The sequence below is a fragment of the Variovorax sp. LjRoot175 genome (genome assembly GCF_964253805.1).
In the GTDB taxonomy this organism is placed as follows: domain Bacteria; phylum Pseudomonadota; class Gammaproteobacteria; order Burkholderiales; family Burkholderiaceae_C; genus Variovorax.
Window position 1 is genome coordinate 1,140,984 of sequence record NZ_CAXURY020000001.1, and the last position, 26,190, is coordinate 1,167,173.

Annotated in this window: 28 protein-coding genes and 2 pseudogenes; 16 read left to right on the top strand and 14 right to left on the bottom strand. The window is 68.7% G+C overall.

Features of this window, described 5'->3' with window-relative positions; genetic code table 11:
* Positions 1–29: 29 nt before the first annotated feature.
* Complete coding sequence (locus ACSQ89_RS05725) at positions 30–302, top strand: hypothetical protein (protein ID WP_436295687.1); 273 nt, start codon at positions 30–32, stop codon at positions 300–302.
* A 7-nt stretch (positions 303–309) separates the two neighbouring features.
* On the opposite strand, the gene ACSQ89_RS05730 is transcribed toward ACSQ89_RS05725, so the two are convergent.
* Both ACSQ89_RS05730 and ACSQ89_RS05735 read right to left on the bottom strand, forming a co-directional pair.
* Positions 310–771 carry a hypothetical protein gene (locus ACSQ89_RS05730; RefSeq protein WP_093111536.1) on the bottom strand — a complete coding sequence of 154 codons (462 nt, stop codon included), beginning with the start codon at positions 769–771 and terminating at the stop codon, positions 310–312.
* A 109-nt stretch (positions 772–880) separates the two neighbouring features.
* Positions 881–2,522, bottom strand: a pseudogene (locus tag ACSQ89_RS05735) (adenylate/guanylate cyclase domain-containing protein).
* Positions 2,523–2,574: 52 nt separating this feature from the next.
* On the opposite strand from ACSQ89_RS05735, the gene ACSQ89_RS05740 reads away from it, so the two are divergent.
* Positions 2,575–3,288, top strand: coding sequence for a Crp/Fnr family transcriptional regulator (locus tag ACSQ89_RS05740; protein WP_436295685.1), 714 nt, complete (start codon positions 2,575–2,577; stop codon positions 3,286–3,288).
* A 9-nt stretch (positions 3,289–3,297) separates the two neighbouring features.
* Here the strand turns inward: ACSQ89_RS05740 and ACSQ89_RS05745 are convergent, their stop codons facing one another.
* Positions 3,298–3,744: a DoxX family protein gene (locus ACSQ89_RS05745; protein ID WP_093111530.1), complete on the bottom strand. Its 447-nt coding sequence runs from the start codon at positions 3,742–3,744 to the stop codon at positions 3,298–3,300.
* Positions 3,745–3,908: 164 nt separating this feature from the next.
* Between ACSQ89_RS05745 and ACSQ89_RS05750 the strand changes: the two genes are divergently transcribed.
* From ACSQ89_RS05750 to ACSQ89_RS05760, 3 genes are all read left to right on the top strand, one after another.
* Positions 3,909–4,667, top strand: coding sequence for a sulfite exporter TauE/SafE family protein (locus ACSQ89_RS05750; RefSeq protein ID WP_093111528.1), 759 nt, complete (start codon positions 3,909–3,911; stop codon positions 4,665–4,667).
* 96 nt (positions 4,668–4,763) lie between these two features.
* Positions 4,764–4,970: a hypothetical protein gene (locus ACSQ89_RS05755; protein WP_436295684.1), complete on the top strand. Its 207-nt coding sequence runs from the start codon at positions 4,764–4,766 to the stop codon at positions 4,968–4,970.
* 27 nt (positions 4,971–4,997) lie between these two features.
* Positions 4,998–5,366, top strand: coding sequence for a hypothetical protein (locus ACSQ89_RS05760; protein WP_436295683.1), 369 nt, complete (start codon positions 4,998–5,000; stop codon positions 5,364–5,366).
* Here ACSQ89_RS05760 and ACSQ89_RS05765 read toward each other — a convergent pair.
* The 7 genes from ACSQ89_RS05765 to ACSQ89_RS05795 are packed head-to-tail and all read right to left on the bottom strand — an operon-like array spanning position 5,363 to position 13,737.
* A complete protein-coding gene (locus ACSQ89_RS05765) occupies positions 5,363–5,845 on the bottom strand; it encodes a MarR family winged helix-turn-helix transcriptional regulator (RefSeq protein ID WP_093111524.1) in 483 nt (160 codons plus the stop codon). The genes ACSQ89_RS05760 and ACSQ89_RS05765 overlap by 4 nt on opposite strands.
* Positions 5,846–5,894: 49 nt before the next feature.
* Positions 5,895–7,616 (bottom strand): acyl-CoA dehydrogenase family protein, encoded by a 1,722-nt coding sequence (locus ACSQ89_RS05770; RefSeq protein WP_436295701.1) that lies wholly within the window; start codon positions 7,614–7,616, stop codon positions 5,895–5,897.
* Positions 7,616–9,316, bottom strand: a complete 1,701-nt coding sequence (locus tag ACSQ89_RS05775) for a tannase/feruloyl esterase family alpha/beta hydrolase (RefSeq protein WP_436295700.1) — start codon at positions 9,314–9,316, stop codon at positions 7,616–7,618. Before ACSQ89_RS05775 ends, ACSQ89_RS05770 begins: the two co-directional genes overlap by 1 nt.
* A gap of 2 nt (positions 9,317–9,318) precedes the next feature.
* Positions 9,319–10,311 carry a Bug family tripartite tricarboxylate transporter substrate binding protein gene (locus ACSQ89_RS05780; protein WP_436296139.1) on the bottom strand — a complete coding sequence of 331 codons (993 nt, stop codon included), beginning with the start codon at positions 10,309–10,311 and terminating at the stop codon, positions 9,319–9,321.
* A gap of 26 nt (positions 10,312–10,337) precedes the next feature.
* Positions 10,338–11,102, bottom strand: a complete 765-nt coding sequence (locus ACSQ89_RS05785) for an SDR family NAD(P)-dependent oxidoreductase (RefSeq protein ID WP_093109073.1) — start codon at positions 11,100–11,102, stop codon at positions 10,338–10,340.
* Positions 11,099–12,964 carry a feruloyl-CoA synthase gene (locus tag ACSQ89_RS05790; protein WP_436296140.1) on the bottom strand — a complete coding sequence of 622 codons (1,866 nt, stop codon included), beginning with the start codon at positions 12,962–12,964 and terminating at the stop codon, positions 11,099–11,101. The genes ACSQ89_RS05785 and ACSQ89_RS05790 overlap by 4 nt, the downstream gene beginning before the upstream one ends.
* Positions 12,961–13,737 carry a crotonase/enoyl-CoA hydratase family protein gene (locus ACSQ89_RS05795; protein WP_436293936.1) on the bottom strand — a complete coding sequence of 259 codons (777 nt, stop codon included), beginning with the start codon at positions 13,735–13,737 and terminating at the stop codon, positions 12,961–12,963. Before ACSQ89_RS05795 ends, ACSQ89_RS05790 begins: the two co-directional genes overlap by 4 nt.
* A 103-nt stretch (positions 13,738–13,840) precedes the next feature.
* Here ACSQ89_RS05795 and ACSQ89_RS05800 point away from each other — a divergent pair, with 103 nt between their 5' ends.
* Positions 13,841–14,707: an amidohydrolase family protein gene (locus ACSQ89_RS05800; RefSeq protein WP_436293935.1), complete on the top strand. Its 867-nt coding sequence runs from the start codon at positions 13,841–13,843 to the stop codon at positions 14,705–14,707.
* Between the two features lie 6 nt (positions 14,708–14,713).
* Here the strand turns inward: ACSQ89_RS05800 and kefC are convergent, their stop codons facing one another.
* Together kefC and ACSQ89_RS05810 are read right to left on the bottom strand one after the other, a co-directional pair.
* Complete coding sequence (kefC, locus tag ACSQ89_RS05805; protein ID WP_436293934.1) at positions 14,714–16,564, bottom strand: glutathione-regulated potassium-efflux system protein KefC; 1,851 nt, start codon at positions 16,562–16,564, stop codon at positions 14,714–14,716.
* Between the two features lie 2 nt (positions 16,565–16,566).
* Entirely contained in the window at positions 16,567–17,208 is a 642-nt protein-coding gene (locus tag ACSQ89_RS05810; RefSeq protein WP_093109068.1) for an NAD(P)H-dependent oxidoreductase, read from the bottom strand.
* Positions 17,209–17,278: 70 nt separating this feature from the next.
* Between ACSQ89_RS05810 and ACSQ89_RS05815 the strand changes: the two genes are divergently transcribed.
* The 3 genes from ACSQ89_RS05815 (at position 17,279) to ACSQ89_RS05825 (ending at position 19,472) form a co-directional block, all read left to right on the top strand.
* A complete protein-coding gene (locus ACSQ89_RS05815; protein WP_093109067.1) occupies positions 17,279–17,899 on the top strand; it encodes a ParA family protein in 621 nt (206 codons plus the stop codon).
* Positions 17,900–18,058: 159 nt separating this feature from the next.
* Positions 18,059–18,517: a MaoC family dehydratase gene (locus tag ACSQ89_RS05820; RefSeq protein WP_170855672.1), complete on the top strand. Its 459-nt coding sequence runs from the start codon at positions 18,059–18,061 to the stop codon at positions 18,515–18,517.
* Positions 18,518–18,575: 58 nt separating this feature from the next.
* Positions 18,576–19,472, top strand: a complete 897-nt coding sequence (locus ACSQ89_RS05825; RefSeq protein ID WP_436296141.1) for a LysR family transcriptional regulator — start codon at positions 18,576–18,578, stop codon at positions 19,470–19,472.
* 20 nt (positions 19,473–19,492) lie between these two features.
* Here the strand turns inward: ACSQ89_RS05825 and trmL are convergent, their stop codons facing one another.
* A complete protein-coding gene (gene trmL, locus ACSQ89_RS05830) occupies positions 19,493–19,954 on the bottom strand; it encodes a tRNA (uridine(34)/cytosine(34)/5-carboxymethylaminomethyluridine(34)-2'-O)-methyltransferase TrmL (protein ID WP_093109064.1) in 462 nt (153 codons plus the stop codon).
* Between the two features lie 94 nt (positions 19,955–20,048).
* Positions 20,049–20,770 (bottom strand): annotated as a pseudogene (locus tag ACSQ89_RS05835) (ComF family protein).
* A 22-nt stretch (positions 20,771–20,792) separates the two neighbouring features.
* On the opposite strand from ACSQ89_RS05835, the gene ACSQ89_RS05840 reads away from it, so the two are divergent.
* The 7 genes from ACSQ89_RS05840 to ACSQ89_RS05870 all read left to right on the top strand — a co-directional run bounded on the left by ACSQ89_RS05840 (position 20,793) and on the right by ACSQ89_RS05870 (position 26,189).
* A complete protein-coding gene (locus ACSQ89_RS05840; protein WP_436293932.1) occupies positions 20,793–21,707 on the top strand; it encodes a biotin synthase in 915 nt (304 codons plus the stop codon).
* A gap of 123 nt (positions 21,708–21,830) precedes the next feature.
* Entirely contained in the window at positions 21,831–22,307 is a 477-nt protein-coding gene (locus ACSQ89_RS05845; protein WP_436293931.1) for a DUF2244 domain-containing protein, read from the top strand.
* A 63-nt stretch (positions 22,308–22,370) separates the two neighbouring features.
* Positions 22,371–23,549, top strand: coding sequence for a cytochrome c oxidase subunit II (coxB, locus tag ACSQ89_RS05850; RefSeq protein WP_436293930.1), 1,179 nt, complete (start codon positions 22,371–22,373; stop codon positions 23,547–23,549).
* Positions 23,550–23,598: 49 nt separating this feature from the next.
* A complete protein-coding gene (ctaD, locus tag ACSQ89_RS05855; protein WP_436293929.1) occupies positions 23,599–25,230 on the top strand; it encodes a cytochrome c oxidase subunit I in 1,632 nt (543 codons plus the stop codon).
* 13 nt (positions 25,231–25,243) lie between these two features.
* The gene (locus ACSQ89_RS05860; protein WP_212733682.1) at positions 25,244–25,354 is read left to right on the top strand and encodes a cytochrome oxidase small assembly protein; all 111 of its coding nucleotides are present in this window, start codon (positions 25,244–25,246) and stop codon (positions 25,352–25,354) included.
* Between the two features lie 2 nt (positions 25,355–25,356).
* Positions 25,357–25,983, top strand: a complete 627-nt coding sequence (locus tag ACSQ89_RS05865; RefSeq protein WP_093109060.1) for a cytochrome c oxidase assembly protein — start codon at positions 25,357–25,359, stop codon at positions 25,981–25,983.
* Positions 25,980–26,189: a DUF2970 domain-containing protein gene (locus tag ACSQ89_RS05870; protein WP_436293928.1), complete on the top strand. Its 210-nt coding sequence runs from the start codon at positions 25,980–25,982 to the stop codon at positions 26,187–26,189. The genes ACSQ89_RS05865 and ACSQ89_RS05870 overlap by 4 nt, the downstream gene beginning before the upstream one ends.
* Position 26,190 lies beyond the last annotated feature (1 nt).

Below are 26,190 nucleotides of genomic sequence, written 5' to 3' on the forward strand. Positions count from 1 at the left end.
CATATCAGTACCTGGCGCAGGGCGCCTGCATGGCCTGCGAGGATGCCGTCACGCTGGCGCTCGCGCTGCGGCGCGAAGGCGGCGACTGGGGCCGCGCGCTGGTGCTCTACGAGCGCTCGCGCGTCGCGCGCACGGCACGCGTGGTGCTGTCGGCGCGCGAGATGGGCCGCATCTACCACGCCAAGGGCGTCGAGCGTCTGGTGCGCAACGAGATGTGGAAGGGCCGGCCGCAGGAGCGCTTCTACGACGCGCTCGAGTGGCTCTACGGCTGGACGGCCGGCACCTGCCTGGCGGACGATTGACGCTCGCTCACTCGGCCGCTGGGCCGTTCTTCCGACGCGCGCTCGCCACCGCGCTGCCGCGAATGCCTTCGATGCGCTGCACCTCGGCCATGTAGGCATCGCTGTTGCGCGCCTGCCGGTAGGCGGCCATGCGGCGCGCGTACTCGGGGCCGGCCGCGTCGGGGCTGTCGATGCGTGCATAGTCGCCCAGGCCGGCCTTGTTGTAGAGGCTCAGGTCGGCCAGCACTTCGGCCCGGCTCATCGCGCCGACGGCGACGGCGGCGGTGGCCGGCGTGCCGACCCACTGTTCCTGCGGCGTCCGCGCCACGCTCATCGAGCGCTGCAGCTCGGCCGTGACCTCGCTGCGGCTCATCGTGCTGCCGGTGGTCGCGATCGGCGCGCCGACCCAGGCTTCGGCCGGCACGGTCTGGGCCGACGCGGCGCCGGCGAGAAGAAGGGCGGAGATGCCCAGGAGTTGCTTGGCTTGCATGATCGAGAGTCCTTTCACTGCTGCAGGTGGGCTGCGGGGATCGCCGCCACCATGGAATGCAGTGTGGATTCCGGCTGCGTTTCGGGCTGTGCGTTTGCGCACGCTTTATTCAAGGTGCGGGTCGTGGCACGTGCAGCACCGCGAGCGGCTCCGAGCGGCCGCGCACCGTCACCATCTCCGGCTCGCCCAGCGTGTCGGCGATGCCGGCCTGCTCGGCCGCGAAGACGGAGATCACGAGCCGGGTCTCGGCCACCTTGGACTGGTCCTGCAATCGGCTCGCCGTGTTGACCACTTCGCCGACCGCGGTGAAGGTGGTGGTTTCCTAGATAGCCCACCTCGCCCACGGCCGCGCGGCCCGCGTGCAGGCCCATGCCGAAATCGAGGCGCTGGCCGAACTGCGATTCGAAGCCGGCGCTCCATGCGTCCATGCGTTCGCCGATCAGCTCGGCCGCGCGCATGGCCTGGCGGCATGCGGTCGGCAGGTCGACATCCAGTCCGAAGATCGCCATCACGCTGTCGCCGATGAACTGGTTCGGCACGCCGCCGCTCTCGCGCACCGCGGCGCCGACGATCGCGAAATAGCGGTCGAGCACATACACCAGGTCGAAGGGCCATTGCCGCTCCGACAGGCCCGACCATCGGCGCAGATCGACGAAGAGGATGGCGACGTCGTGCTCCCGGCCCAGGCGGCCGGGCTGGGCGCCGGCGCCGGCGCGGGGCGCGAACAGGGGCGTCACCGCCAGATCGCCGTGCGGGCGAAGCTGGCATGCCAGCCGCACGTCATCCGGCGCGCGCACCCGCTCCAGCGTGCGGCGCTCGTCGTGGCCCGGCGCTTCGGCATGCGCGGCCGGCCCGAGCACGCGCACGCGGCAAGTGGAGCAGCGCGCGCGTCCGCCGCAGACCGACAGGTGGGCGATGCCGTGCGCGCGGCTGGCTTCGAGCACGCTCCAGCCGAGCGGGACGCGGACCGTGCGGTCCGGGTAGCGCAGCTCGATCGATGCCTTGCGCGGCCGCCGTTCGTACCAGGCGCGCAGCTGGCGCGCAGCGAGCAGGGCCAGCAGCGCCAGCGCATAGAACCACTTGACGTCCTGCTCCGTCGCGTCGAGCGCCGCTCTCTGCACTACCGTCGGCATCTGGGCCGGCAGCGTGCCGGTCCATTGCAGTTCGCGGCCCATCGCGAAGAAGCCGAGGGCAGCGAGCACCGGCAGCAGCACGGCCGCGGCAAAGAGCAGATGGAAATGCCGCCGGTAGGCCGGGCGGACGCGCAGCGCCAAGTGCAGCCCGAGGCAGCCGTGCGTCCACGCGGCCAGCATCATGGCCAGCTGGAAGCTCGCAGCGCCCGGACTCCAGAGGCCGCGGATCACGCGGGCGTAGGAAGCGTCGATCGCGAAGGCCTCGTAGGCCCAGCGCATCGCCGTCAGATGCGCGGCCAGCAGCAGCGGCAACGCGAAACCGAGCAGCAGCCGCACGGCCTCCATGGGCGGCATGCGCAGGCTGCGCCGTTCCCACAGTGCCACCGCGGCCAGCACCACGTGCACCGCCGCCGCGCCGTACAGCAGCACGCTGCCCGCGACGCCGTGCCAGAAGGTAGAGATGGCCTGCAGCGCAGCTTCGGCGGTCGCCAGCGAAACGAGGCCCAGCGCATGGTTGCTCAGGTGCGCCGCCACGTAGCCCATCAGGACCACGCCGCTCGCCCATCGGAGATTGCGCCGCGAGGGAAAGCGCAAGCGGGTCGGGGAACGGCTGTCCATGGTCGGGCTCCAAGCGGCACCCGAGCATAATGCCCGCCCCGGCCGACCCTGCATGACCCCTTCCCCTCACCGCTCCAGCCTCGCGCTGCGGAAGATCCCGCTGTTCGAAGGCCTGTCCGACCGCCGCCTCGAGCTGCTCGCCCAGGCCTGTCGCTGGCACAGCGTGGCGGCGCGCAAGCCGCTCCTGTTGCGCACGCAGGACGATGGCGAGGTCTACTTCCTGGTGTCGGGGCGGGCCCGCATCACGACCTACTCGGCCAATGGGCGGCAGGTCACTTTCCGCGACTGCGGCGAAGGCGAGCACTTCGGCGATATCGCCGCTATCGACGGCGGACCGCGCTCGGCCGATGTGCTGACGCTGGAGCCCTGTGTCGTCGCCAGCCTCGACCGGACAGCCTTCATGAGGCTGCTGCGCGAGGAGCCGCTGGTAGCCGAGCGTGCGATGCGCCGACTGACTCAGCTGGTGCGGCAGCTGTCCGAGCGCGTCATCGACCTCAGCACGCTCGGCGTGCAGAACCGCCTGCATGCCGAGCTGCTGCGCATGGCGCGCGCGGCCGGCATCGCCGGCAACCGGGCGCGCCTGGAGCCGGCGCCGCGCCACGCCGAGCTGGCCAGCCAGATCAGCACCAACCGCGAACAGGTCACGCGCGAGCTCAATGTGCTGGTGCGCGAGGGCCTGCTGGCGAAAGAAGGCCGGGCCCTGATCGTGACCGATGCCGAGCGCCTGGCCCGCATGGTGGCCGAGGTGCGCGGCGAGCCTGGCTGATCGATCGTCTCAGTTGAAGCGACCGGCTGCGCCGCCCACGCTCAAGCGGCCCGCGCCCAGCAGCGCGACGGCCAGGGCGCCGGCCAGGTAGAGGCCCTGCAGTTCGAGCGCCCAGCCGCCGCCCTGCTTGGCCAGCGCGAACAGGCCGCTCATGTGCACCAGGCCGATCGCGACCACCATGTTGAAAGCGACGATGCCGGCCGCGGCGCGCGTCCAGAAGCCGGCGAGCATCAGGAGCGGCGCCAGCACCTCGCCCACATAGACTCCGTAGCCGATGCCGCCGGGCAGGCCGGCGCGTTCCAGCGCGCCGATGACGAAGCCCGGTCCGCTCGTGAGCTTGTTGATGCCGTGCAGCAGCACGAGCAGCGCGATCGATGCGCGCAGCAGGAACTTGCCCGCGTCCTCGCGCAGCGCGCCGATGGAGGTTGGCGCGGCCATCAGGGCCTGGGTATTCATTCAGCGATCCTTTGATGAGACGTAAAGACCGTCGAGTCTGCGGATGCCGGCAGCGCGAGTCGGTGCGTTTACGCACATTTTTTGGAGGCAGGCGGCGGCCGCCGCATCCTGCTACGCTCGGCGCACCCGCCTGCACGGCGCGGCCGCTCGCCTTTCTCTTTCCCATGGCTCTCCCCATCATCACCGACCCGCATTTCTATGCGGTCGCCGTTCCTGCCGTGCTGATGCTCGGCGTCAGCAAGAGCGGCTTCGGCGCCGGCTTCGGTTCGCTGGCGGTGCCCCTCCTGGCCCTGGCCGTCACGGTGCCGCAGGCGGCAGCGATCCTGATGCCGGTGCTGCTGCTGATGGACCTGCTGGGGCTCGCCGCCTTCCGCCGCGACTTCGACCGCTCGCTGCTGCGCTTCCTGATTCCCTTCGGCCTCGTGGGCACGGTGGTCGGCACCTTGCTGTTCCGCGTGCTGCCGGCGCACACGGTGGCCGGCATCGTCGGCATCTTCACGCTGCTCTTCCTGGCGCAGCGCCTGCTGTTCCCGCCGCGCTCGGACGATCCGCCGCCGTCGAAGACGGCCGGCGCGGTGCTGACGGCCATCGGCGGCTTCACCAGCTTCATCGCTCATGCGGGCGGACCGCCGGTCAATGCCTATGTGCTTCCATTGCGGCTCACGCCGGTGGCCTATACCGCGACGCTGGCCTATTTCTTCTTCGTGGTGAATCTGAGCAAGTGGATTCCCTACGCGTGGCTCGGCCTGCTCGACTGGCGCAACATGGCGACTTCGCTGGTGCTGCTGCCGCTCGCGCCGTTCGGCGTGTGGCTCGGCGTCCGGATCGCACGCCGCATCGATGCCGTCTGGTTTTACCGTTTCGTCTACCTCGGCATGCTGTTGACCGGACTCAAATTGAGCTGGGACGGATTCCTCTCGTGACACGTATTTGACATATGCCCGCGCGGCCGTGTAATGCAAAGCTCTACGATTGCCGCGGTCCCTTGGCGTGTGCAGAATTTCGGGATGTCCGAACAGATGACGACGCCCGCCAAGCTCGAAGATTCCGAGCTGCAAAGCCTTGCTGCCGAGTGGCGCATCCGCGCCATGCAGGGAGACCAGCTTGCGCATCGCATGGCCCAGGCGCTCGAAGCCGAGCAGCGTCGCCGCATTCGCGACACCGGCCTGCAGCCGCTGCCGCCGGCCCGTTCTTCCGCCGCCGCGCCGTGGTGGAAGTTTTGGTAATCGACGCCAACGTTTTTTTGACTCGCCATGGACTTTGCGATCGTCCTCGCCTTGCTCAGCCTCTTTGGCGCGACCCTTCTTTCCAACCTTCTGGCGCGCCGGCGCCAAAAAGCCCTGGAGTTCGATCCCTTGACGAGCGAGGCGCGCGAACTGCTGCTGCGGGAACGCGCCGCGCCCGTTCCGCTGTGCCCCACGCTCTCGCCCGAACACTGGGCGCGTATCGAAGCCGCGCAACCTTCATGGCGGCGGCAGGTGTTCGAGGCGGCGCGGGCGCGCTACTTCGAGGCGCGCAACGCTTTTTCCCGCAACGACATCGACGGCGAGCTCTACTACCCGAATCCCGCTGTGGTCGCCGGTGCGGCGCACCAGGTGCTGGTGCTCACGGAACGCTTCTAGTGGTAGATCTTCTGCAATAAGCGGATCAGCGTCTCGCGCTCGCGCGTCGTGAGGCGCGCGCTGGCATCCGCCTCCAGTTCGACCACCGTCCGCTCCGCGTCGCGCACCAGGGAAACGCCCGCCGGCGTCAGATGCAGGCCGATCGCGCGGCCATCGTGCGGATGGGGGCGCCGCTCGATCAGGCCGCGGCTGTCCATCGCCGAGATCAGGCTCACCAGGTTCGGCGGCAGGATGTCGAGCGTGGCGCACAGCTGGCGCGAGGTGGCGCCCGGGTTGTGTGCGAGCAGCGAGAGCACCGAGAAGTCCACCTGCTTGAGACCGTAGGCCGCCATGCGCTCCGCGAACACGGTGCTCACGGCCAGCCAGGCGCGCCGCGCGTTGTAGCCGACCAGGGCTTCGAGCACGCGGGTATCGAGTTGGTCGGCGCGCGGTGGCGCAACGGCGACGGCGGAAGCGGATTTCTTGCGGGAGACTGCCATGGTCGGAGGGTAACTGGCTTAGGCGGGTCGCGCATCTGGCGAGCGTCGCTCAGGTGCCAGCTTGCGTGACGGCCTCGCAGGCGCGCTTGACAATGCCCAGGCGCATCTCGAATTCGGGCAGCACCCAGCGGCGGAACGCCGCGGCGGGCTTCGACCAGCGTAGCTCGCCTGGCGCTGCCCGCTCGACGCGCGCCCAGGCCCACGCCAGCATGGCCAGCATCACGACCCGCAGGTAGTCGTCGGCCACTTCATAGGGCAGCGCGGCATCGGTGCCGGCTGCCATGACGACCGTGGTGCCGAGGTAGCGCAGCTGCGCGAGCCGGCGCTGCACCTCGGCCTCGATCTCGCGCGAGGCATCGAGCTCGTCGCGCAGTTCGATCAGGAGCGCCGACATGCCGGCGCCGCCGTCGGGCAGCACTTTGCGCACCAGCAGGTCGATGGCCTGGATCTCGTTGGTGCCCTCGTAGATCATGGTCACGCGCGCATCGCGCAGCACCTGCTCGATGCCCCACTCGCGCACATAGCCATGGCCGCCGAAGACCTGCAGGCATTCGCTGGCGCCCTGAAAAGCCTGCTGCGTGCAGGCTGCCTTGAGCACCGGCGTGACCAGCGCGCACCAGCGTTGCGCCCGTTCCCGCGCCTTGGCATCGGCGTCGTGCCGGGCGATGTCGAGCTGCAGCGCGGTGCGGTAGGCGAGGAGCCGCGCGCCATCGATCCAGGCGCGCTGCGTGTCGAGGATGCGGCGCATCGCCGGATGCTCGGCGATCAGGTCGGCCGGCCCAGAGCCGCGGCTCGCAGGCGCCGGCCCGGGTGCGCGCATCTGGCGCCGCTCGTGCGCGTAGGCCTCGGCCTTCTGCCAGGCCGCGTCGAGCAGGCCGATGCCCTGCAGCGCCACATGCAGCCGCGCCGCGTTCATCATCACGAACATCGCGGCCAGCCCGCGGTTCGGCTCGCCGATCGGCCAGCCGGTGGCGTCGTCGAAGCGCATGACGCAGGTCGGACTGCCGTGCAGACCCATCTTTTCCTCGATGCGCTCGCAGTGCACCGCGTTGCGCGTGCCGTCGGGCAGCACCTTGGGCACCAGCACCAGCGACAAGCCCTTGGGCCCGGCCGGCGCATCCGGCAGCCGGCACAGCACCAGGTGCACGATGTTCTCCGTGAGATCGTGCTCGCCGCCCGAGATGAAGATCTTGCCGCCGGCCACGCGATGGCTGCCGTCGGGCTGCGCCACCGCGCGCGTGCGCACCTGGCCCAGATCGCTGCCGGCATGGGCCTCGGTCAGGCACATGGTTGCGAGCCATTCGCCGCTCGCGATCTTCGAGAGGTAGCGCTGTTTCAGTTCTTCGCTGCCGTGGTGCTTGAGGCATTCGTAGGCGCCATGCAGCAGGCCGGGCGCCATCGTGAGGCCGTGGTTGGCCGCGCTGAGCCATTCGAACAGGATCGCTTCGAGCACGGCGGGCAGGCCCTGGCCGCCGTCTTCGGGCGCGGCCGAGAGCGCGAGCCAACCGCCCTGGCTCAAGCTTCGGTAGGCCTCGCGAAAGCCGGGCGGGGTGTGCACCTCCCCATCGACGAAACGGCAGCCCGCTTCGTCGCCCGTGCGGTTGACCGGCGCGATGACCTCGGCGACGAACTTGCCGGCTTCGTCGAGCACCTGCGCCTGCAATGCGTCGTCGAACTCGGCAAAGGGCGCGAGTGCGCGCAGGCGCGGGGTCGCGCCGAGCACGGCTTCCAGCAGGAAGCGGACTTCATCGGGGCGGGGCTGGTAGGTCATCATCGGCAGGCGAAGCTGGCCGCGCTTTCGGGATCGCCGCCGGTGTAGGCCGCGACACGCGGATAGGGGCACAGCGGCCGGGTGCGGCGGGCCGACCAGTCGGCAGGCAGCTCGGCGTTGACCGCGTTGGCGCCCGGGCCGCGTGCGGCGGCGATCACCGATTGCGGCGCCTGGCCCTGCTCGACCCAGCCCACGAGCGCGCTCAGCATGTCGAACTGGTCGGTGGCCGGGCCGCCAGAGCAATGGTTCATGCCCGGCACCGGAAAGTAGCGCGCGAAGGACGAGGCATCGCCCCGGTTGGCGGCCTGCAGGCGCTCGTACCAGGCGGCGGTGTCGTCCGACGAGAACACCGGATCGCTGGTGCCGTGGTAGACGACCATCCTGGCGCCGCGGTCGCGCAGCGCGCTCAGGTTCGCGGCATCCGGCGGCGCCATGAAGGCCATGGCCGAGTCGCGGTAGATGCCACTGGTGGCCTCGATCAGCGGCGCGTCGCGGTCCATGTCGAAGCCCAGCGCGAAGGGCAGGCCGCCCGGCCGGTCGGCCAGCGGCGGCGTGCTGAAGATCAAGGCCACCGCGCCGGCATCGCGCGTCGGCGGGCTCGCGAATTTCCACTCGCGCCAGTTGCTGCCGGCGATGCCGGCGTCGAAGGGGAAGCTGCTGTAGATCGTCCGGCCGCTGCTGTTGCGGGCGCCGGCGAAGACGTTGGCGAGCGCGCTCTTCTGGGCCGGGGCGAGGCAGCTGCTGTCGCGCGCGCCGGTGCAGGTGGGCACGTCGGCGTCGAGCCGGAAGCGCGCCTGGCAGGCCTTCACGTCCGAAACGATGCCGTCCGCCAGCCCGTCGAGGGCATCGCAGCGCGCCAGCACGCGCCGGGCCACCAGCAGCATCTCCGCGGGCGTGAAGGCGCTCTGGAGATCGGGCTGTCCGGCCGGCGTGGAGGCGCTCGCCGCCTTGGCGTATTGCTGGGCGCCGTAGAGCTGCGCCACGGCCGCCTTCGGCAGGTTGAAACCGGGGTTGCCGGCCAGGATGCCGTCGTACTGGCCGGGCGACCGGGCCGCCGCCACCATCGCATGCCGGCCGCCGTTGGAGCAGCCGCCGATGTACGAACGGTCCGGGCCGCGGCCGTAGGCCTGCGCGATCAGGTACTTGGCCATCGGCGTGAGTTGCGCGACCGCGTTGTAGCCGTAGTCCAGGCGCGCCTGCGGATCGATGCCGAAGCGCGGCCCCAGCGAACCCGCGTGGCCGGCATCGGAACTGATGACGGCGAAGCCCATCTGCAAGGCGCTGCCGACCGGCCCACCGCCGCCGATGCCGCCCACGGCCGGTACCACCGCGCCGTCGAGCCCGCCGTTGGCCTGGTAGAAGAAGCGGCCGTTCCACGCCAGCGGCAGCCGCATCTCGAAGCCGATGGCGTAGCTGTTGCCGTCGACTGTGCTCACGCGTTCGTTCATGCGGCCTTGCACCAGGCAATGGGCCGGCGCTGCAAGGCGCGTATTGCCGACGGCGATGGCGCCGGCGGGTACTTCGACAGCGCTCGTGTAGACCGTATCCGGGCGCGCGGCCTTCGCCGCGAGGTCGGTGCACGACAGCAGCGGCCCCGGGCGGGCGGCGCCGAGCCTGGGGGCGTGGGCACCGGGGCCTGCCGAGGTGCAGGCGACGAGCACCGCGACCGCGCCCAGCGCGGTCCAGCAGGCCGTTTTCATCGTCAGGACTCTGCGGTGAAGCCGACCTTCTTGACCAGCGGACCCCAGCGCTCGAACTCGGCGCTTTGCGAGCGCGCCATCTCCTCGACGGTGGAGCCCTGGGCGATCAGGCCGACCACCGCCAGGCTGTCGATGACGGACTTGTCCTTGATCGCGGCGTTGATGGACGCGTTGGCGGCGGCGATCACCGAGGCCGGCGTCTTGGCCGGCGCGTAGAAGCCGAACCACTCTTCGGTGGTCAGTTCCGGAAAGCCCTGTTCGGCCAGGGTCGGGACCTCGGGCGAGAACGGCGAGCGCGCCTTGCCGGAGGTGGCGATCAGGCGCAGCTTGCCGGCCTTGTGGTTGGCGATGAAGTCGCCGCTGGGCGTGATCATCGAGGCGATCTGGCCGCCCACCACGTCGGTCACGCCGGGGATGGAGCCGCGGTAGGGCACGTGCTTGAGCTCGACGCCGTTGTTGATGCCCAAGAGCGCGCCGATGAAGTGCGGCGTCGAGCCGGCCGCCGGCGACCCGTAGCTCGCGTCATTGGGGTTGGCCTTGGCCCAGGCCAGGAAATCCTTCACCGTCTTGACGCTGGCCGGCACCAGCGGTCCGACCGCCAGGCCGTGGTGCATCACCGCGGCGATCGACACCGGCGCAAGGTCCTTGACCGGGTCGTAGCTCAGCTTCTTGTAGATGTGCGGGTAGATGGAGGTGCAGGAGAAGGGCGTGAGCGCCAGCACGCTGCCGTCGGCCGGTGCCGTCTTGAGCAGCTCCAGCGCGATGCGTCCGCCCGCGCCGGGCTTGTTCTCGACCACGGCCGCGTTGCGGGTGTAGGAAGAGCCGGCCAGCTTTTCGCCGACGCGGCGCGCCACGCTGTCGCCGGCGCTGCCGGCCGGGAAGCCGTAGAGGATCTTGACCTGCTCGATGGTCTGGGCCAGCGCGGCCAGTGGGTGCAGGGCAGCGAGTGCGGCTGCACCGCCCAGGGTCTTGATGAGATGGCGTCGGGTGCTCATGGCATGTCTCCTTGTCTTCGCGAAATTCAGCGCGGCGCCATGCGCAGCGCGCCGTCCAGGCGAATGACTTCGCCGTTGAGGTGGCCGTTGGCGACGATATGGCAGGCCAGCTCGGCGAACTCCGAGGGCTTGCCCAGGCGCGGCGGGAAGGGGATCGATGCGGCCAGCGATTGCTGGATCGCTTCGGGCAGTTCCTTCAACAGCGGCGTCGCGAACAGGCCCGGCGCGATGGTGCACACGCGGATGCCGTGCTGCGCGAGGTCGCGCGCCATCGGCAGCGTCATGCCCACCAGGCCACTCTTCGAGGCGCTGTAGGCCTGCTGGCCGACCTGGCCGTCGAAGGCCGCGACCGAGGCGGTGAAGAGCATCACGCCGCGTTCGCCGCCTTCGAGCGGATCGAGCTTTGCGCATTGCGCCGCATAGAGGCGGCTGATGTTGTAGGTGCCGATCAGGTTGACGTTGACCACGCGCACGAAGTCTTCGAGCGGCGCCGCGTTGCCGTCCTTGCCGACGATGCGCTTGGCGCTGCCGATGCCGGCCACGTTCATGAGGATGCGCGCGGGGCCGTGCGCGGCCGCGGCCTTGTCGAGTGCGGCGTTGACGCTGTCGGTGTTGGTGATGTCGCAGGCGCAGGCGATGCCGCCGATCTCGGCCGCGACCTTTTCGGCCAGCGCGGTGTTGACGTCCAGCACGGCGACCCTTGCGCCCAGGCGCGCGAGTTCGCGCGCGGTGGCCTCGCCCAGGCCCGATGCGCCGCCGGTAACGAGCGCGGCTTGTCCTTGGATGTTCATGCTTTGTCTCCTTGGGGTTTCAACGTGAAGGGCAAGGTGCCGGCGTGCAGCGCATCCACCGTGTCGGCGCGGTGCTTGAGCACGGAGCGCTGGTTGATCGAACCCTTGTCGGTGACCTCGCCCTTGTCGATCGAGGGCGGCTCGAAAACCAGGGCGAGGCGCGCGATGCGGTTGGCGCTGCCGGTGGCGCTTTTCTCGAGCTCGTCGACGACGCGCTGGAAATGCGCCTGCACCGACGCGCTCTGGACCACCTCGCGCATCGGCGCATCGGGGCCGAGGCCGGCGAGCTGGCGCACCTTCGGCGTCGAGAAGATCAAGGCGCCAACCTCCTTGAGGTTGAGTCCGGTCAGCACCGCATCCTGCACGTACGGCGCGCCGGCCGCGATGAGTTTCGCGCGCAGCGGGCCGACGCTCACGAAGGTGCCGGTCGCGAGCTTGAAGTCCTCCGCGATGCGGCCGTCGAAGCGCAGGCCGCGGTGGATGTTGTTGTCGTCGATCCACTTCACCGCGTCGCCGGTGCAGAAGAAGCCCTCTTCGTCGAAGGCCTCGGTCGTGGCCGCGGGCGAACGCCAGTAGCCCGGCGTGATGTTGGGGCCGCGGTAGCGGACCTCGGTCTTGCCGTCGACCTCGATCAGCTTGATCTCGATGCCCGGCGCCGGCAGGCCCAGGTCGCCCGACTTCACCTCGGGGCCGGTGACATAGAGCGCGAAGGGGCCGGATTCGGTCATGCCCAGGCCGGTGCCCATCACGATGCGTTCGCCGACCTCGGCCTCCTGCGTCTTGTGCAGGCTGTCCCAGATGGGCTGCGAGAGCGCGGCGCCCGAGTAGAAGAACATCTTCACGCGCGACAGCAGGTTGCGGCGCAGCACCGCGTCAGTCTCCATCGCCTGCGCGATGGCCTCGAAGCCGGTCGGCACGTTGAAGTAGATGGTGGGCGCGATCTCGCGCAGGTTGCGCAGGGTCTCGGCCATGCCGGCGGGCGTGGGCTTGCCGTCGTCGATGTAGAGCGAGCCGCCGTTGTCGAGCACGATGCCGACGTTGTGGTTGCCGCCGAAGGTGTGGTTCCAGGGCAGCCAGTCGATGAGCACGGGCGGCTCTTCGCCAAGCGCGGGGATCGACTGCCGCAGCTGCTGCTGGTTGGCGCACCACATGCGGTGCGTGTTGATCACGGCCTTGGGCAGCTTCGTCGAGCCCGAGGTGAAGAGGAACTTGGTGATGGTGTCGGGGCCGGTGGCCCGCAGCGCGGCATCGACGGCGGGCGTCGCGGACGTCGCGGCCAGCTGTTCGAAGGAGGTGGTCTTGCGCCCCTCCAGCGTGCCCTCGACGAGCACGACCTCGACATCGGCCGGCACCGCGGCAGCGATCGCCTTGCCGAAGCGCGCGGCGTCGGCCGCGAACACCAGGCCGGGCGTCAGCGTGCCCAGCACGTGGCGCAGCTTCTCGAAGTCCTTGCTCACGAGCGAATAGGGCGGCGACACCGAGCAGTGCGGCACGCCGGCATGAAGGCAGCCGAGCGCCATCAGCGCGTGCTCGATGCCGTTCTCGCTCAGGATCGCGACCGGGCGCTCGGGGCCGAGGCCGCGGTCGAGCAGGGCTTGCGCGATGCTGCGTGCCTTCCGGAGTGCCTCGGCGTAGCTCACGCGGATCCAGTCGCCGGTGCTGCCGTCGGGCAGGCGTTCGCGGCGCGCGATGAAGGTGCGTTCCGGTGCCGCCTCGGCCCAGTGCAGCAGGCGGTCGGTCATGCGCTCGCAGTAGGGCGCCAGCGGCGTCTCGGCCTGCAGGTAGCGGGTGCCCGGCGCGCCCTCGCGCACCACGGCGCGCGTCACGCCGAAGGCAAGCGGGCGGTATCGGACAGCGCTCATTCCTTGCTCACCTTGTTCGCACGGCCTTCGAGGAAGTCGCGCACGCGTTCCTTGGCCTCGGGCGCGCTCTGGGCGATGCCGGCCATCAGCGCTTCGGTGAAAAAGCCGTGGTCGGCCGGCTGCTCGGCGATGCGCGGCAGCGCGTGCATCAGCGCAAAGTTGGTCAGCGGCGCATTGGTGGCGACGCGCGTCGCCAGCTCGATCGCTTTTTCCAGGGCCCGGCCTTCGGCGACCAGGTACTGCGCGAAGCCGGCGCGCTCGCCGTCCTCGGCGTTGTAGACGCGGCCGGTCATCATCATGTCGGTCATGCGGGCGGCGCCGATCAGCTTCGGGATCCGCACCGAGCCGCCGCCGCCGACGAAGATGCCGCGCGAGCCTTCGGGCAGCGCATAGAAGGTGGTGGTGTCGGCCACGCGGATGTGGCAGGCGCTCGCGAGCTCGAGCCCGCCGCCGACCACCGCGCCGTGCAGCGCCGCGATCACCGGCACCGGGCCGTACTGCACGAGGTCGAGCGCCGCGTGCCACAGCCGCGAATGGTGCAGGCCCTGGCCGGCGTCGCGCTCCTTCAGCTCGGCGAGGTCGAGGCCGGCACAGAAGTGCGGGCCGTCGCCGTCGATCACCGCGGCGCGCACGGTGGAAGGCAGGTTCTGGAAGGTGTCGCGCAGCGCGAGGATCAGCGCGTCGGAGAGCGCATTGCGCTTGGTTGCGCGTGTCAGGCGGATGATCGCGATGTCGTCGCGGATTTCGAGTTGAAGGTCGGCAGGATAGGTCATGGTTGCGCTCCGGAGCATGATCGATTATGGTTATGGAAAATAACTAATTCAAGCTGCACTTCGCCCTTGGGCACTGGTATTTACCCGCATCGGAGACAAGACCATGGACCATCAGAACCTGATCGCCATCGACACCCACACGCATGCCGAAGTGAGCTGCTGGAACCCCTTCGACAATTACGGCGAGGAATATGACCGCGCGGCCGACAAGTACTTCCGGTCGAGCCGGCGCCCGACCATCCAGGAAAGCATCGACTACTACCGTGAAAGAAAGATCGGTTTGGTGATGTTCATGGTCGACGCGGAGTCGAACCTGGGCCGGCGCCGCATCCCGAACGAGGAGATCGCCGAGGCGGCGCAGAAGAACAGCGACATCATGATCGCCTTCGCCAGCATCGATCCGCACAAGGGAAAGATGGGCGCGCGCGAGGCGCGGCGGCTGGTCGAGGAGCACGGCGTCAAGGGCTTCAAGTTCCATCCGACGGTGCAGGGCTACCACCCCTACGACAAGATGGCCTGGCCGATCTACGAGGTGATCAACGAGTACGGCCTGCCGGCCGTGTTCCACACCGGCCACAGCGGCATCGGCTCGGGCATGCGCTGCGGTGGCGGGCTGCGCCTGGAATACAGCAACCCGATGCACCTGGACGACGTCGCGATCGACTTCCCCGACATGCAGATCGTGATGGCCCACCCCAGCTTCCCCTGGCAGGACGAGGCGCTCAGCGTGGCGACGCACAAGCCCAACGTCTGGATCGATCTCTCGGGCTGGAGCCCCAAGTACTTTCCGAAGCAGCTGGTGCAGTACGCCAACACGCTGCTCAAGGACCGCATCCTGTTCGGCAGCGACTATCCGCTGATCACGCCGGATCGCTGGATGAAGGATTTCGAGGAGGCCGGCTTCAAGCCCGAAGTGATGCCCGGCATCCTCAAGGGCAACGCGGTGCGGCTGCTGAAGCTCGACCAGTAGCAGGTCTCAAGGGATCTGTTCTTCCTCTTCAGCGGCCAGGTCCCAGTCGCGGCCCGAACGCTTCTTGCGCTCCTCGCGCTCGCGTGCCAGCTGCTCCTGGAACTGCTGGCGGCCCTCCTTGGAGACCGCGATCAGCTTGGCGCGGTCCTTGTAGTGCGGGTAGATCTCGTACATCAGCTGGATGTTGCGGCGGCGAAAGCGCATCGCGGCCTCGCGCGCCTCGTGCGCCGGCCAGCCCAGCCCTTCGAGCACCGAGCGCGCGCTGCGCAGCGAAGACTCGAACAGCTCGCGCTCGATCGACTCCACGCCGCGGTCGAGCAGCTGGAACAGGTGGCCGACGTTGCGTGCCCGCGCCACGATGCGCGCGTTCGGGAAATGCTCGCGCGCGAGGTCGACGATGGTCAGCGACTGCTCGATGTCGTCGACCGCCACCACCAGCACGCGGGCGGTGCCGGCGCCGGCGGTGCGCAGCAGGTCGAGCCGGGTCGCATCGCCGTAGAAGACGCGGAAGCCGAGCTCGCGCAGGCTCTCGATGGTGTCGGGGTCGTGGTCGAGCACGGTGAGCGTCAGGCCTTGCGCACTCAGCATGCGCCCGAGAATCTGGCCATAGCGGCCGAAGCCGCAGATCAGCACCTTGGCGTCCTGCTGCTCGGAGATTTCGTCCATCGAAACCGGGCCTTGCGCGCTGTAGCGCGGTAGCACCCACTTGTCGAGCGCCACCAGCAGGAGCGGCGAGATCAGCATCGAGAGCGCGACCGCGCCGATCAGGAAGGAGGCGACGCCCGGCGGCAGCACGTTGGGCCCGGCCGCCTGGAACACGACGAAGGCGAACTCGCCGCCCTGCGCGAGCAGCAGCGTGAACACCGGTCGTTCCTGGTAGGGCACGCCCATCAGCTTGGCCAGCGTGTAGATCACGACGAACTTGAACAGCATGAAGCCGGCCACCACCAGCGCCATCAGCCCCGGCTGGGCGATCAGCACGCCGAAGTCGATGCTCATGCCGACCGCGATGAAGAACAGGCCGAGCAGGAGGCCCTTGAAGGGTTCGATGTCGGTCTCGAGCTCGCGCCGGTATTCGCTTTCCGCCAGTAGCACGCCGGCGAGGAAGGCGCCCAGGGCCATCGACAGGCCGACGAACTGCATCAGCGCCGCGATCGCCACCACCAGCAGCAGCGAGGCGGCGGTGAAGATCTCGGGCGTGTTGCTGCGCGCGATCCAGCGCAGGATCGGCCGCACCGCGAGCCTGCCGCCGAGCACGATGCCCCCGACGACCGCGACGATCTTCAGGCCCTCGAGCGCACGGTCGGCGCCGGTGATGGCCCGGCCGGTGTCGGAGCCGACCGCCAGCAGGGGGAGCAGCGCGAGGATCGGGATCGCGGCCACGTCCTGGAACAGCAGGATCGAGAAGCCGGCCTGCCCGCTCGCGGTCGGCAGCAGGTTGCGCTCGCCCAGCACCTGGAGCGCGATCGCGGTCGAGGACAGCGCGAGCCCTAGCGCCGCGACCAGCGCCACGCGCCAGCTCGCGCCGGCCGCCCAGCCAACCAGGAACAGCACGACAGCGCAGGCCAGCACCTGGGCCGAGCCCCAGCCGAAGATCGGCCGGCGCAGGCTCCACAGGCGCTTGGGCTCCAGTTCCAGGCCGACCAGGAACAGCATCAGCACCACGCCGAACTCGGCGAAGTGCAGGATGTCCACCACGTTGCTGACCAGGCCCAGCCCCCAGGGGCCGATGAAGATGCCGGCCGCCAGGTAGCCGATGATCGCGCCGAGGCCGAGCGCTTTCGACAGCGGCACCACGAGTACCGCGGCGCCCAGATAGATCAGGGAATTGACGAGCCAGGCCGGTGCATGTTCCATGCTCAGGCCTCTTCGTGTTCGTGCGGCCTGTCGGTGGCAGGCACCACGCAGCTGGGGCATCCCTCCATGTCTTCCAGCTCGGGCCAGTTCGGATAGGACGAGAGTCGCTCCGTGAAGACTTCGACGTGCGCCAGCAGCTCTTCCTGGGTGGCCCTGCGCGCGCCGTGGAACAGCAACGGCGGCAGGAATCGCATGCCGCACAGCGCGGCGGTCTGCTCGTAGGGCGGCAGGAAGGCGTCGAAGAAGTAGCGGTTGTAGCTCTGCGGGTGGTAGCTGTGCTCCGGCCCGCCGGTGGTCGCGACCAGCCAGCAGTCCTTGCCTTCCAGCGCCGACCCGCCGCCGCCGTAGGCCCAGCCGTAGCTCAGCACCTCGTCGAACCAGAGCTTCTGCAGCGGCGGCATCGAGTACCACTGGATCGGATGCAGCAGCACCAGCAGGTCGGCGCGGGCCAGACGGGCCTGCTCGGCCTCGACGTCGATCGCGTAGTCGGGATAGCTGGCATAGAGGTCGTTGGCGTCGACGCCGGGCACCTCGCGGGCCGCCTTGAGCAGGGCGAGGTTGGCGCGCGAATCGCGCCAGTGCGGATGGGCGGCGAGCAGATAGATGCTGGGTGGGGGGCTTCCCGGGCCTGTTGTTGTCGTCATAGGCGCCGAACATAGCGCACTCCGCGCGCGGCTACCATGGCGCCTGTCTTTCGCATCCAAGGAGCCTGTCATGCCGGTGGTCCTGGTCGCCAATCCCAAGGGCGGGGTCGGCAAATCCACGCTCGCAACCAATATTGCGGGCTACTTCGCGAGCCGCGGCCATGCGGTGATGCTGGGCGACATTGACCGCCAGCAGTCGTCCAGGCTCTGGCTCGGCCTGCGCACGCCGCAGGCGCGCGAGATCAGGACCTGGGAGGCGTCGGACGACGGCAACGTGGTACGGCCCCCGCGCGGCACCACGCATGCCGTGATCGACACGCCCGCCGGTCTGCACGGTGCGCGCTTCAAGGACGTGGTGGCGGTGGCTGACAAGGTGCTGGTGCCGCTGCAGCCGAGCATCTTCGACATCTACGCGACGCGCGACTTCCTCGACAAGCTGCTGGCGCACCGCCATGCCGACAAGACAAAGATCGGCCTCGTCGGCATGCGCGTCGACGCGCGCACGCTGGCGGCCGATCGCCTGCGCGAATTCGTCGCCGGGCTCGGCGTGCCGGTGCTGGGCGAGCTGCGCGACACGCAGAACTACGTGCAGCTGGCCGCGCGCGGGCTCACGCTGTTCGACATCGCGCCGGGGCGCGTGCAGCGCGATCTCGAGCAGTGGGAGCCGATCCGTCAATGGCTCGATTCATAAGCTCTCCCCCAGGCTTGCCCACTTCGTGTGGCCGCCAACCCCCTCACCGGGGGCAACACCAGCGGCCCGGCAAAGCCGGTTCCGCGGTGTTTCCCGAATGGGGCGCCGTTGTCACGCCAGCTACAGCGGTTGCGGCGCCGGCCGGATAGAGTGAAGCGCATGAAAAAAACGTTCCAGACCCTTCAGGATCTTGCCGCCTGCGTTGGCCAGGAAGTCGCCGTGAGCGACTGGATCACCGTCACGCAGGAGCAGGTCAACCAGTTCGCGGAGGCGACCGGCGACCACCAGTGGATCCATGTGGATGTCGAGCGGGCCAAGGCCGGCCCCTTCGGCGGGCCGATCGCGCACGGCTTCCTGACCCTGTCGATGCTGCCGCGTTTCTATGAAACGGCCTTCGAGGTGGTCGAGTCGCGCATGGGCGTGAACTACGGGCTCAACCGGGTGCGCTTCATGACGCCGGTGCCCGTCGGCGGGCGCCTGCGCGGGCGCATGAAGCTGCTGAGTGCCGAGCCGATTCCGGATGATGGTCTACAGATGGTCTGGGAGACCACGATCGAGCTCGAAGGTGCGCCCAAGCCCGCCTGCGTCGCCGAATCGGTGGTGCGCCGCTTCCGCTGAGCGGCGGCTTTTTCTCGGCGAAGCGAATCCGCCGGCCCGGCCGGCACGTAGGGTTCGCATGGACCGATTGCTTTCCATGCGCGTCTTCCAGCGCGTGATCGACGAAGGTGGTTTTGCGGCGGCCGCGCGGGCATTGGAGCTCTCGCCGGCGGCGGTCACCCGGCTGATCGGCGATCTCGAGGCGCATCTGGGCGCGCGCCTGATGCAGCGCAGCACGCGCAGCATCCACCTCACCGAGGCGGGCGCGGGCTATCTGGAAAGCTTGCGCACGATCCTGCGCGGCATCGACGACGCCGAGGCCGCCGCGGCGGGCAGCACGCGCGAGCTGTGGGGCATGCTGCACATCCTCTCCACGCCGGCGCTCGCCACCCATCTGCTGGCGCCGCGCATTGCCTCGTGGCGTGCGCTGCATCCGAAGCTGACGCTGGACATCGCCGTCGACCCTTTTCCGCGACAACGGGTCGAATCCGCCGACCTGAGCCTGCTGCTGCTGGAGGATGGTGCCGATCCGAATCTGGTCGTGAGGCCGCTGGCCCGCACCGACATGATCCTGTGCGCGGCGCCCGCCTACTTGCAGCGCGCAGGGACGCCGGCGCGGCCGGAAGACCTGGAAGGCCTTGCCTACCTTCGCTTTCCGGGGGCGCGGCTTCGTCTGCAGCCGCGCGAGGGATCGGCAGTGCCGGTCGAAGTCGACATGCCCGTCGCGCTGCAATCGGCCAGCCTCGAACTGCTCTGTCAGGCCGCGATGGCAGGCGCGGGCATTGCGGCGCTGGCGAAGGTGCTGGTGGCGTCGCAGCTGGCCAGCGGCGCGCTGGTGCCGGTGCTGCCCGAGTGGACCGCCGGCCGCTTCACGATCTGCGCGGCGCTGCCCAGCCGCAAGTTGATGCCGGCGCGCACCCGGGCCTTCCTCGACTTTCTGGGCGAGCCGCTTTCGGCCCGGTGTCTGCCGGCCTGAGCAGAAGCCGGCCGCACCGCTCAGGCAAATCCGTTCTGCCGCCAAGCCTCGAAGACCGTTACCGCCACCGCGTTCGACAGGTTCAGGCTGCGCTGGCCCTCGCGCATCGGCAGGCGCAGGCGCTGCGGCGGCGCAAAGCTTTCGCGCAGTTCGGGCGCCAGGCCGCGCGTCTCCGATCCGAAAACCAGCCAGTCGCCGGGGCGGAAGGCGACGTCGTGAACCGCGCGCGTGCCCCGCGTCGTGAGCGCGAACAGGCGATCGGGCGCCGGCCGCTCGGCATCGAGCAGCATCTGCCAGCTCGCGTGGTGCCGGACTTCGGCGTATTCGTGATAGTCGAGCCCGGCGCGCCGCAGCAGCCGGTCGTCCATCGAGAAGCCGAGCGGCTCGACCAGGTGCAGGGTGCAGCCGGTATTGGCGGCGAGCCGGATCACGTTGCCGGTGTTGGGCGGGATTTCGGGCTCGACCAGGACGATGTGGAACATGGGGCGATTGTGCTCAGGTCGACGCCGGGCCGCCCCAAGACGACCCGCGGCCTCCTCAGGGGCAGCGAGGACACGCAGTGCCGAGCGTGGGGGCCTATCCTGCGGGGGGATCCGTTCGTGCCAGCACGACGGCGGTGATATGCGATGCGCCTGCCATTCGCAACGCCTCCGAGGCCGCGAACAGCGAAGCCCCGCTCGTCATCACGTCGTCCACCAGCACGATGCGCCGCCCCTGCACGGCCACTGCGCGCAGCGGTTCGAGCGCGAAAGCGCCGCGCAGGTTGCGCAGCCGCTCCGCCCGCGTCAGGCCGCTTTGCGCGGTCGTCTCCCGGGTGCGCAGCAGCAAGGTCGCGTCGACCTTGCGCGGCGCCAGCCGGCGTGCCAGCTCGTGCGCCTGGTGAATCCGCGCTCGCGCAGCCGTGCCGGCGCCAGCGGAATCGGGAGCACCAGGTCGGCCTGCTCGATCGCCGGCTCGACCCAGGGTGCGCTGCGCAGCAGCGTCGAGAACGGGGCGGCCCAGCCTGCGTCGCCGCGGAACTTGAACTGCGCGATGCATTCCGGCCACGGCCAGCCATAGGCGCAAGCCATCAGGCAGGCGTCGAGCGGCGGCGGCGGGTGCAAGACGCAGTCGCCGCACTGCGCAACGCCGGCCGGCATCGGCAGCGCACAGGTGGCGCAGCGCGAAACGGGTGGAGCGAAGCGCGTCACGCAGCCGTCGCACACCGGCCGCGAGGGCCAGGCGCGGCACACGGCGCACTGGCTCGGCAGGCGCTCGAGCAATGCGGAGAAAGGACGTTCGATCCACGGCTTGAACATGGCTCAATATACTGAGCGCCCCATGGACACCGACCCCGCGCAGCGCCCGCCGACCATCGACGCCACGGCGGCCGCACGCTGGAGCCGGCTCGCGCCGGCCTCGGGTTCGCCGTGGCTGCACGAAGAAATCGGCCGCCGCATGGAAGACCGGCTGCAATGGATCAAGGCAAGGCCGCGCAGCTGGGCCGACTGGGCGCCGCTGCACGGCGGCCTGGAGGTGCACTCGCAGGTCGTGCGCCGCTATCGCGATGCCAAGTCCTTCGTGATCGAGCCGGAAGCGGCGCTCGTACCGGCCACCGGCCAGGCGCTGGCGGCACCCTGGTGGAGCGCGCGGCGCTGGCAGGGCGCGCGGCCGAGCTTTGATCCGCCGCCCGAAGAGGGCGTCGACCTGCTGTGGGCCAACATGGCGCTGCACATGGCGGCCGATCCGCAGGCCCTGATCGCGCGCTGGCACCGCCTGGTGGCGACCGACGGCTTCCTGATGTTCTCCTGCTTCGGGCCAGACACCCTGCGCGAATTGCGCGTGCTGCACGAGCGCTTCGGCTGGCCCCCGCCCAGCCACGAGTTCACCGACATGCACGACTGGGGCGACATGCTCGTGGGCGCCGGCTTCGCCGAGCCCGTGATGGACATGGAGCGCATCATGCTCACCTGGCCCACCGCCGAGGCGGCGCTCGCCGAGCTGCGCACGCTCGGGCGCAACCTTCATCCGGCGCGTTTCCCCGGGCTGCGCGGCAAGGCCTGGCATCGGACGCTGTGCCGGACGCTGCCCGATTTCGCGCTCTCCGCGGAAGGCGCCGGCCGGATCGCGCTGACCTTCGAGATCATCTACGGCCATGCCTTCAAACCCGCGCCGCGGGTGGCGCTGGCGGCCGAAAGCGCGGTCTCGCTGCGCGAGATGCGCTCCATGCTCCAGCGCGGCCGTCCGGGCGGCTGAGCCGCGCTTGCTCGACCCGCTACAATCCGGCGCTGCGTGAACTCCCGGGTATTGTCCCGTGATCGAGGCCTGTCGGACATGGGTTTGACATCGTTTCGACGCACCGATTTGCTGAACTCGCCCGTGTCGAATTCCGTGTTTCGTTTTGCCACTGTCTCAGGCCAGAGCATCCACTGGTTCCTGAAGCGCAACTGCTCGGTCACGCCGAGCCAGCTCGGCTGGCTTTATGCGTCGCTGTGCGTGGTGTCGCTCGGCATCGGAACCGCCTTCTGGCTGCATGGCGCGCCGCTCGTGCTGCCGTTCGCGTGGCTCGAACTGGCCGCCGTGGGCTTCGCGTTCCTGCTGTATGCGCGGCATGCGACCGACGGCGAAAAGATCGCGCTGCAGGGCGGCCGGCTGGTGGTCGAGCTCGAAAACGGCGGGCACTACGAGCGCACGGAATTCTTGCCGCACCAGGTGCGGGTCGAGCCGGAGGCCAGCGATCGCTCGCTGATCGAGGTTTCGGGTCAGGGTCGTTCGGTCAGGGTGGGGCGCTACGTGCGCCCGGAGTTGCGTGCGGCGCTGGCGCGCGAGATTCGCATGGCATTGCGCGGCGCCTGAGGCTCGGCGCAGCGCGGCACCGTGGGGACCGGTGGGTTAACTGGAAATGAAGAAGTGAACACGATGAAGAGCATTTGGCGCAACAAGCACTGGCCGGCGAATCTGCTGCTGGCGACCGGCGCGGCATTCAGCGGCGCGGCGCACGCGGTCAACGACCTGGCCGGCGGCCCGTCGGTGCGTCAGTTGAATCTGCCGACCGGTGTCACCAAGATCGCCGCGGAGCAGCATTTCCTGCACAACGCGATGATGATCCTGTGCACCGTGATCTTCATCGCCGTGTTCGCGGTCATGTTCTATTCGATCTGGAAGCACCGCAAGTCGGTCGGCCACAAGGCCGCCAACTTCCACGAATCGGTGGTAGTCGAAGTCATCTGGACCATCGTGCCCTTCATCATCGTGATCCTGATGGCGCTGCCGGCCACCAAGGTGCTGGTGGCCCAGAAGGACACCACCAACGCCGACCTCACCATCAAGACCACCGGCTACCAGTGGAAGTGGGGCTACGACTACATCAAGGGCGAAGGCGAAGGCCTGGCCTTCATCTCGACGCTCGACAGCTCGCACCGCGCGCTGTCCGATGCCGGCGCCAAGGGCGACGTGCCGGACGACTACCTGTTCAAGGTCGACAACCCGATGGTCGTGCCGGTCAACACCAAGGTGCGCATCATCACCACCGCCAACGACGTGATCCATGCCTTCGCCGTGCCGCAGCTCGGCCTCAAGCAGGATGCGATTCCGGGCTTCGTTCGCGACACCTGGTTCCGCGCCGAGAAGGTGGGCGACTACTACGGCCAGTGCCAGGAACTCTGCGGCAAGGAACACGCCTACATGCCGATCCACGTCAAGGTGGTCTCGGCTGGCGACTACACCGCCTGGGTGGATGCCAAGCGCAAGGAGGCGGCCGCCAAGCAGGACGACCCGAGCAAGGTCTGGACGCTGCCGGAAATCCTGGCCCGCGGCGAGAAGGTCTATGCGGCCAACTGCGCCGCCTGCCACCAGGCCAACGGCAAGGGCGCCGGCCCGATCAAGCCGCTCGACGGCGCAGCGGTCGTGCTGGATACCGATCACAGCAAGCAGGTCCAGGTGCTGCTCAAAGGCCAGAACAACGGCGCCATGCCCTCCTGGAAGCAGCTGAGCGACACCGACCTCGCGGCCGTGGCGAGCTTCACCAAGAACAGCTGGTCAAACAAGACCGGTCAGATCGTGCAGCCGGCCGAAGTGCTCGCGCAGCGCGGCAAGTAAGCCCCTGCCACCGCGACGCCACGACGAAGAGTTTGCAAGGAATATCAAGATGAGCGCAGTCCTCGACCCCCACGGTCACGCCCACGGCGACCATGCCCACGACGATCACCATGGCGCGCCGGCCGGCTGGCGCCGCTGGGTGTTCGCGACCAACCACAAGGACATCGGTACGCTGTACCTGCTGTTCTCCTTCACCATGCTGATGGTGGGCGGCGTGCTCGCGCTCCTGATCCGCGCCGAGCTGTTCCAGCCCGGCCTGCAAGTGGTCAACCCCGAGCTGTTCAACCAGTTCACCACCATGCACGGCCTGATCATGGTGTTCGGCGCGATCATGCCGGCCTTCGTGGGCTTCGCGAACTGGATGGTGCCGCTGCAGATCGGCGCCTCCGACATGGCCTTCGCGCGGATGAACAACTTCAGCTTCTGGCTGCTGATCCCGGCGGCCATCATGCTGGTGGGTTCCTTCTTCATGCCCGGCGGCGCGCCCGCCGCGGGCTGGACGCTCTACGCGCCGCTCACGCTGCAGATGGGCGCCTCGATGGACGCCGGCATCTTCGCGATGCACATCATGGGTGCCAGCTCGATCATGGGCTCGATCAACATCATCGTGACCATCCTCAACATGCGCGCCCCCGGCATGACGCTGATGAAGATGCCGATGTTCTGCTGGACCTGGCTCATCACCGCCTACCTGCTGATTGCCGTGATGCCCGTGCTCGCCGGCGCCATCACCATGACGCTGACCGACCGCCACTTCGGCACCAGCTTCTTCAATCCCGCCGGCGGCGGCGACCCGGTGATGTACCAGCACATCTTCTGGTTCTTCGGCCACCCCGAGGTCTACATCATGATCTTGCCGGCCTTCGGCATCATCAGCCAGGTCGTGCCGGCCTTCTCGCGCAAGCGCCTGTTCGGCTACGCCTCGATGGTCTACGCCACTTCGTCGATCGCGATCCTGTCGTTCATCGTCTGGGCGCACCACATGTTCACGACCGGCATGCCGCTCACCGGCCAGCTGTTCTTCATGTACGCGACCATGCTGATCGCGGTGCCGACGGCAGTGAAGATCTTCAACTGGATCGCGACGATGTGGCAGGGCTCGATGACCTTCGAGACCCCGATGCTGTTCGCCGTGGGCTTCATCTTCGTGTTCACCATGGGCGGCTTCACGGGCCTGATCCTCGCGGTCGCGCCCATCGACACCCAGCTGCAGGACACCTACTACGTGGTGGCGCACTTCCACTACGTGCTGGTGGCCGGCTCGCTCTTCGGCATGTTCTCCGGCTTCTACTATTGGGTGCCCAAGTGGACCGGCGTCATGTACAACGAGTGGCGCGGCAAGGTCCACTTCTGGTGGTCGCTGATTTCCTTCAACATCACCTTCTTCCCGATGCACTTCCTGGGTCTGGCCGGCATGCCGCGTCGCTATGCCGACTACCCGATGCAGTTCGCCGACTTCAATGCGGTGGTCTCCGTGGGTGCCTTCGCGTTTGGCCTGGCACAGGTCTACTTCTTCCTCTTCATCGTGCTGCCCACCATGCAGGGCAAGGGCGAGAAGGCGTCGCAGAAGCCCTGGGAAGCCGCCGAAGGCCTCGAGTGGGAAGTGCCTTCGCCCGCACCTTTCCACACCTTCGAGAACCCGCCGAAGCTGGATCCCACCGCCACCAAGGTGATCGGCTGAGAGGAATCGCGTCATGACGCCTGAACAAAAGAGGAACAACCGACGCATGGGGCTCACGCTGGCCTCCATCGCGGTGCTGTTCTTCATCGGGTTCATCGTTCGCATGGTCTGGATCGGACACTGAAGATGGGCATCGGCCAGCGCATCCGCCGCGAGAATGTCCGCATGGTCGGCAAGCTGGCCGTCGTGGCGGCCGGCATGTTCGCGTTCGGCTATGCGCTGGTGCCGATGTACCGCGCGATCTGCGAGATGACCGGCGTCAACATCCTGTCGCTGTCCGAACTCGCCGTGCCGGGCGGCGCCAGCGGCGGCAAGAACGTGCGGCTGCCCGACAACACGCAGGTCGACACCAGCCGCACCATCACGGTCGAGTTCGACGCCAACGTGCGCGGCCTCTGGGATTTCAAGCCGGCGCAAAGCTCGATGCAGGTGCACCCGGGTCAGCTCAACACGGTGATGTACGAGTTCCAGAACGTGCAGAACCGCCGCATGGCCGCTCAGGCCATCCCGAGCTACGCGCCGCAGCAGGCCGCGCCCTACTTCAACAAGCTCGAGTGCTTCTGCTTCAACCAGTACACGCTCGATGCGGGCGAGAAGAAGCAGTGGCCGGTCGCCTTCGTGATCGACCCGAGGATCTCCAAGGACGTCAAGACGATCACGCTGTCGTACACCTTCTTCGAGGTCGGCGGCAAGACGCCGGCCGCCCCTGTGGCGGCCAATGCGGCGGCATCGGTTGCGGAGCCACGCTCATGACCGCGACCGAAACGCCCCGCAAAGGCTCCCTTTGGCGCACCGTCAAGGCAGTGGCCTGGGGCTTCTTCGGCGTGCGCAAGAACAGCGACTACCAGGAAGACATGACCAAGCTCACGCCGCTGCACATCATTGCCGTCGGCTTTGTCGCGGTGGTGGTGTTCGTCGTCGGGCTGATCCTCCTGGTGAAGTTCGTCGTCGCGCCCTGAC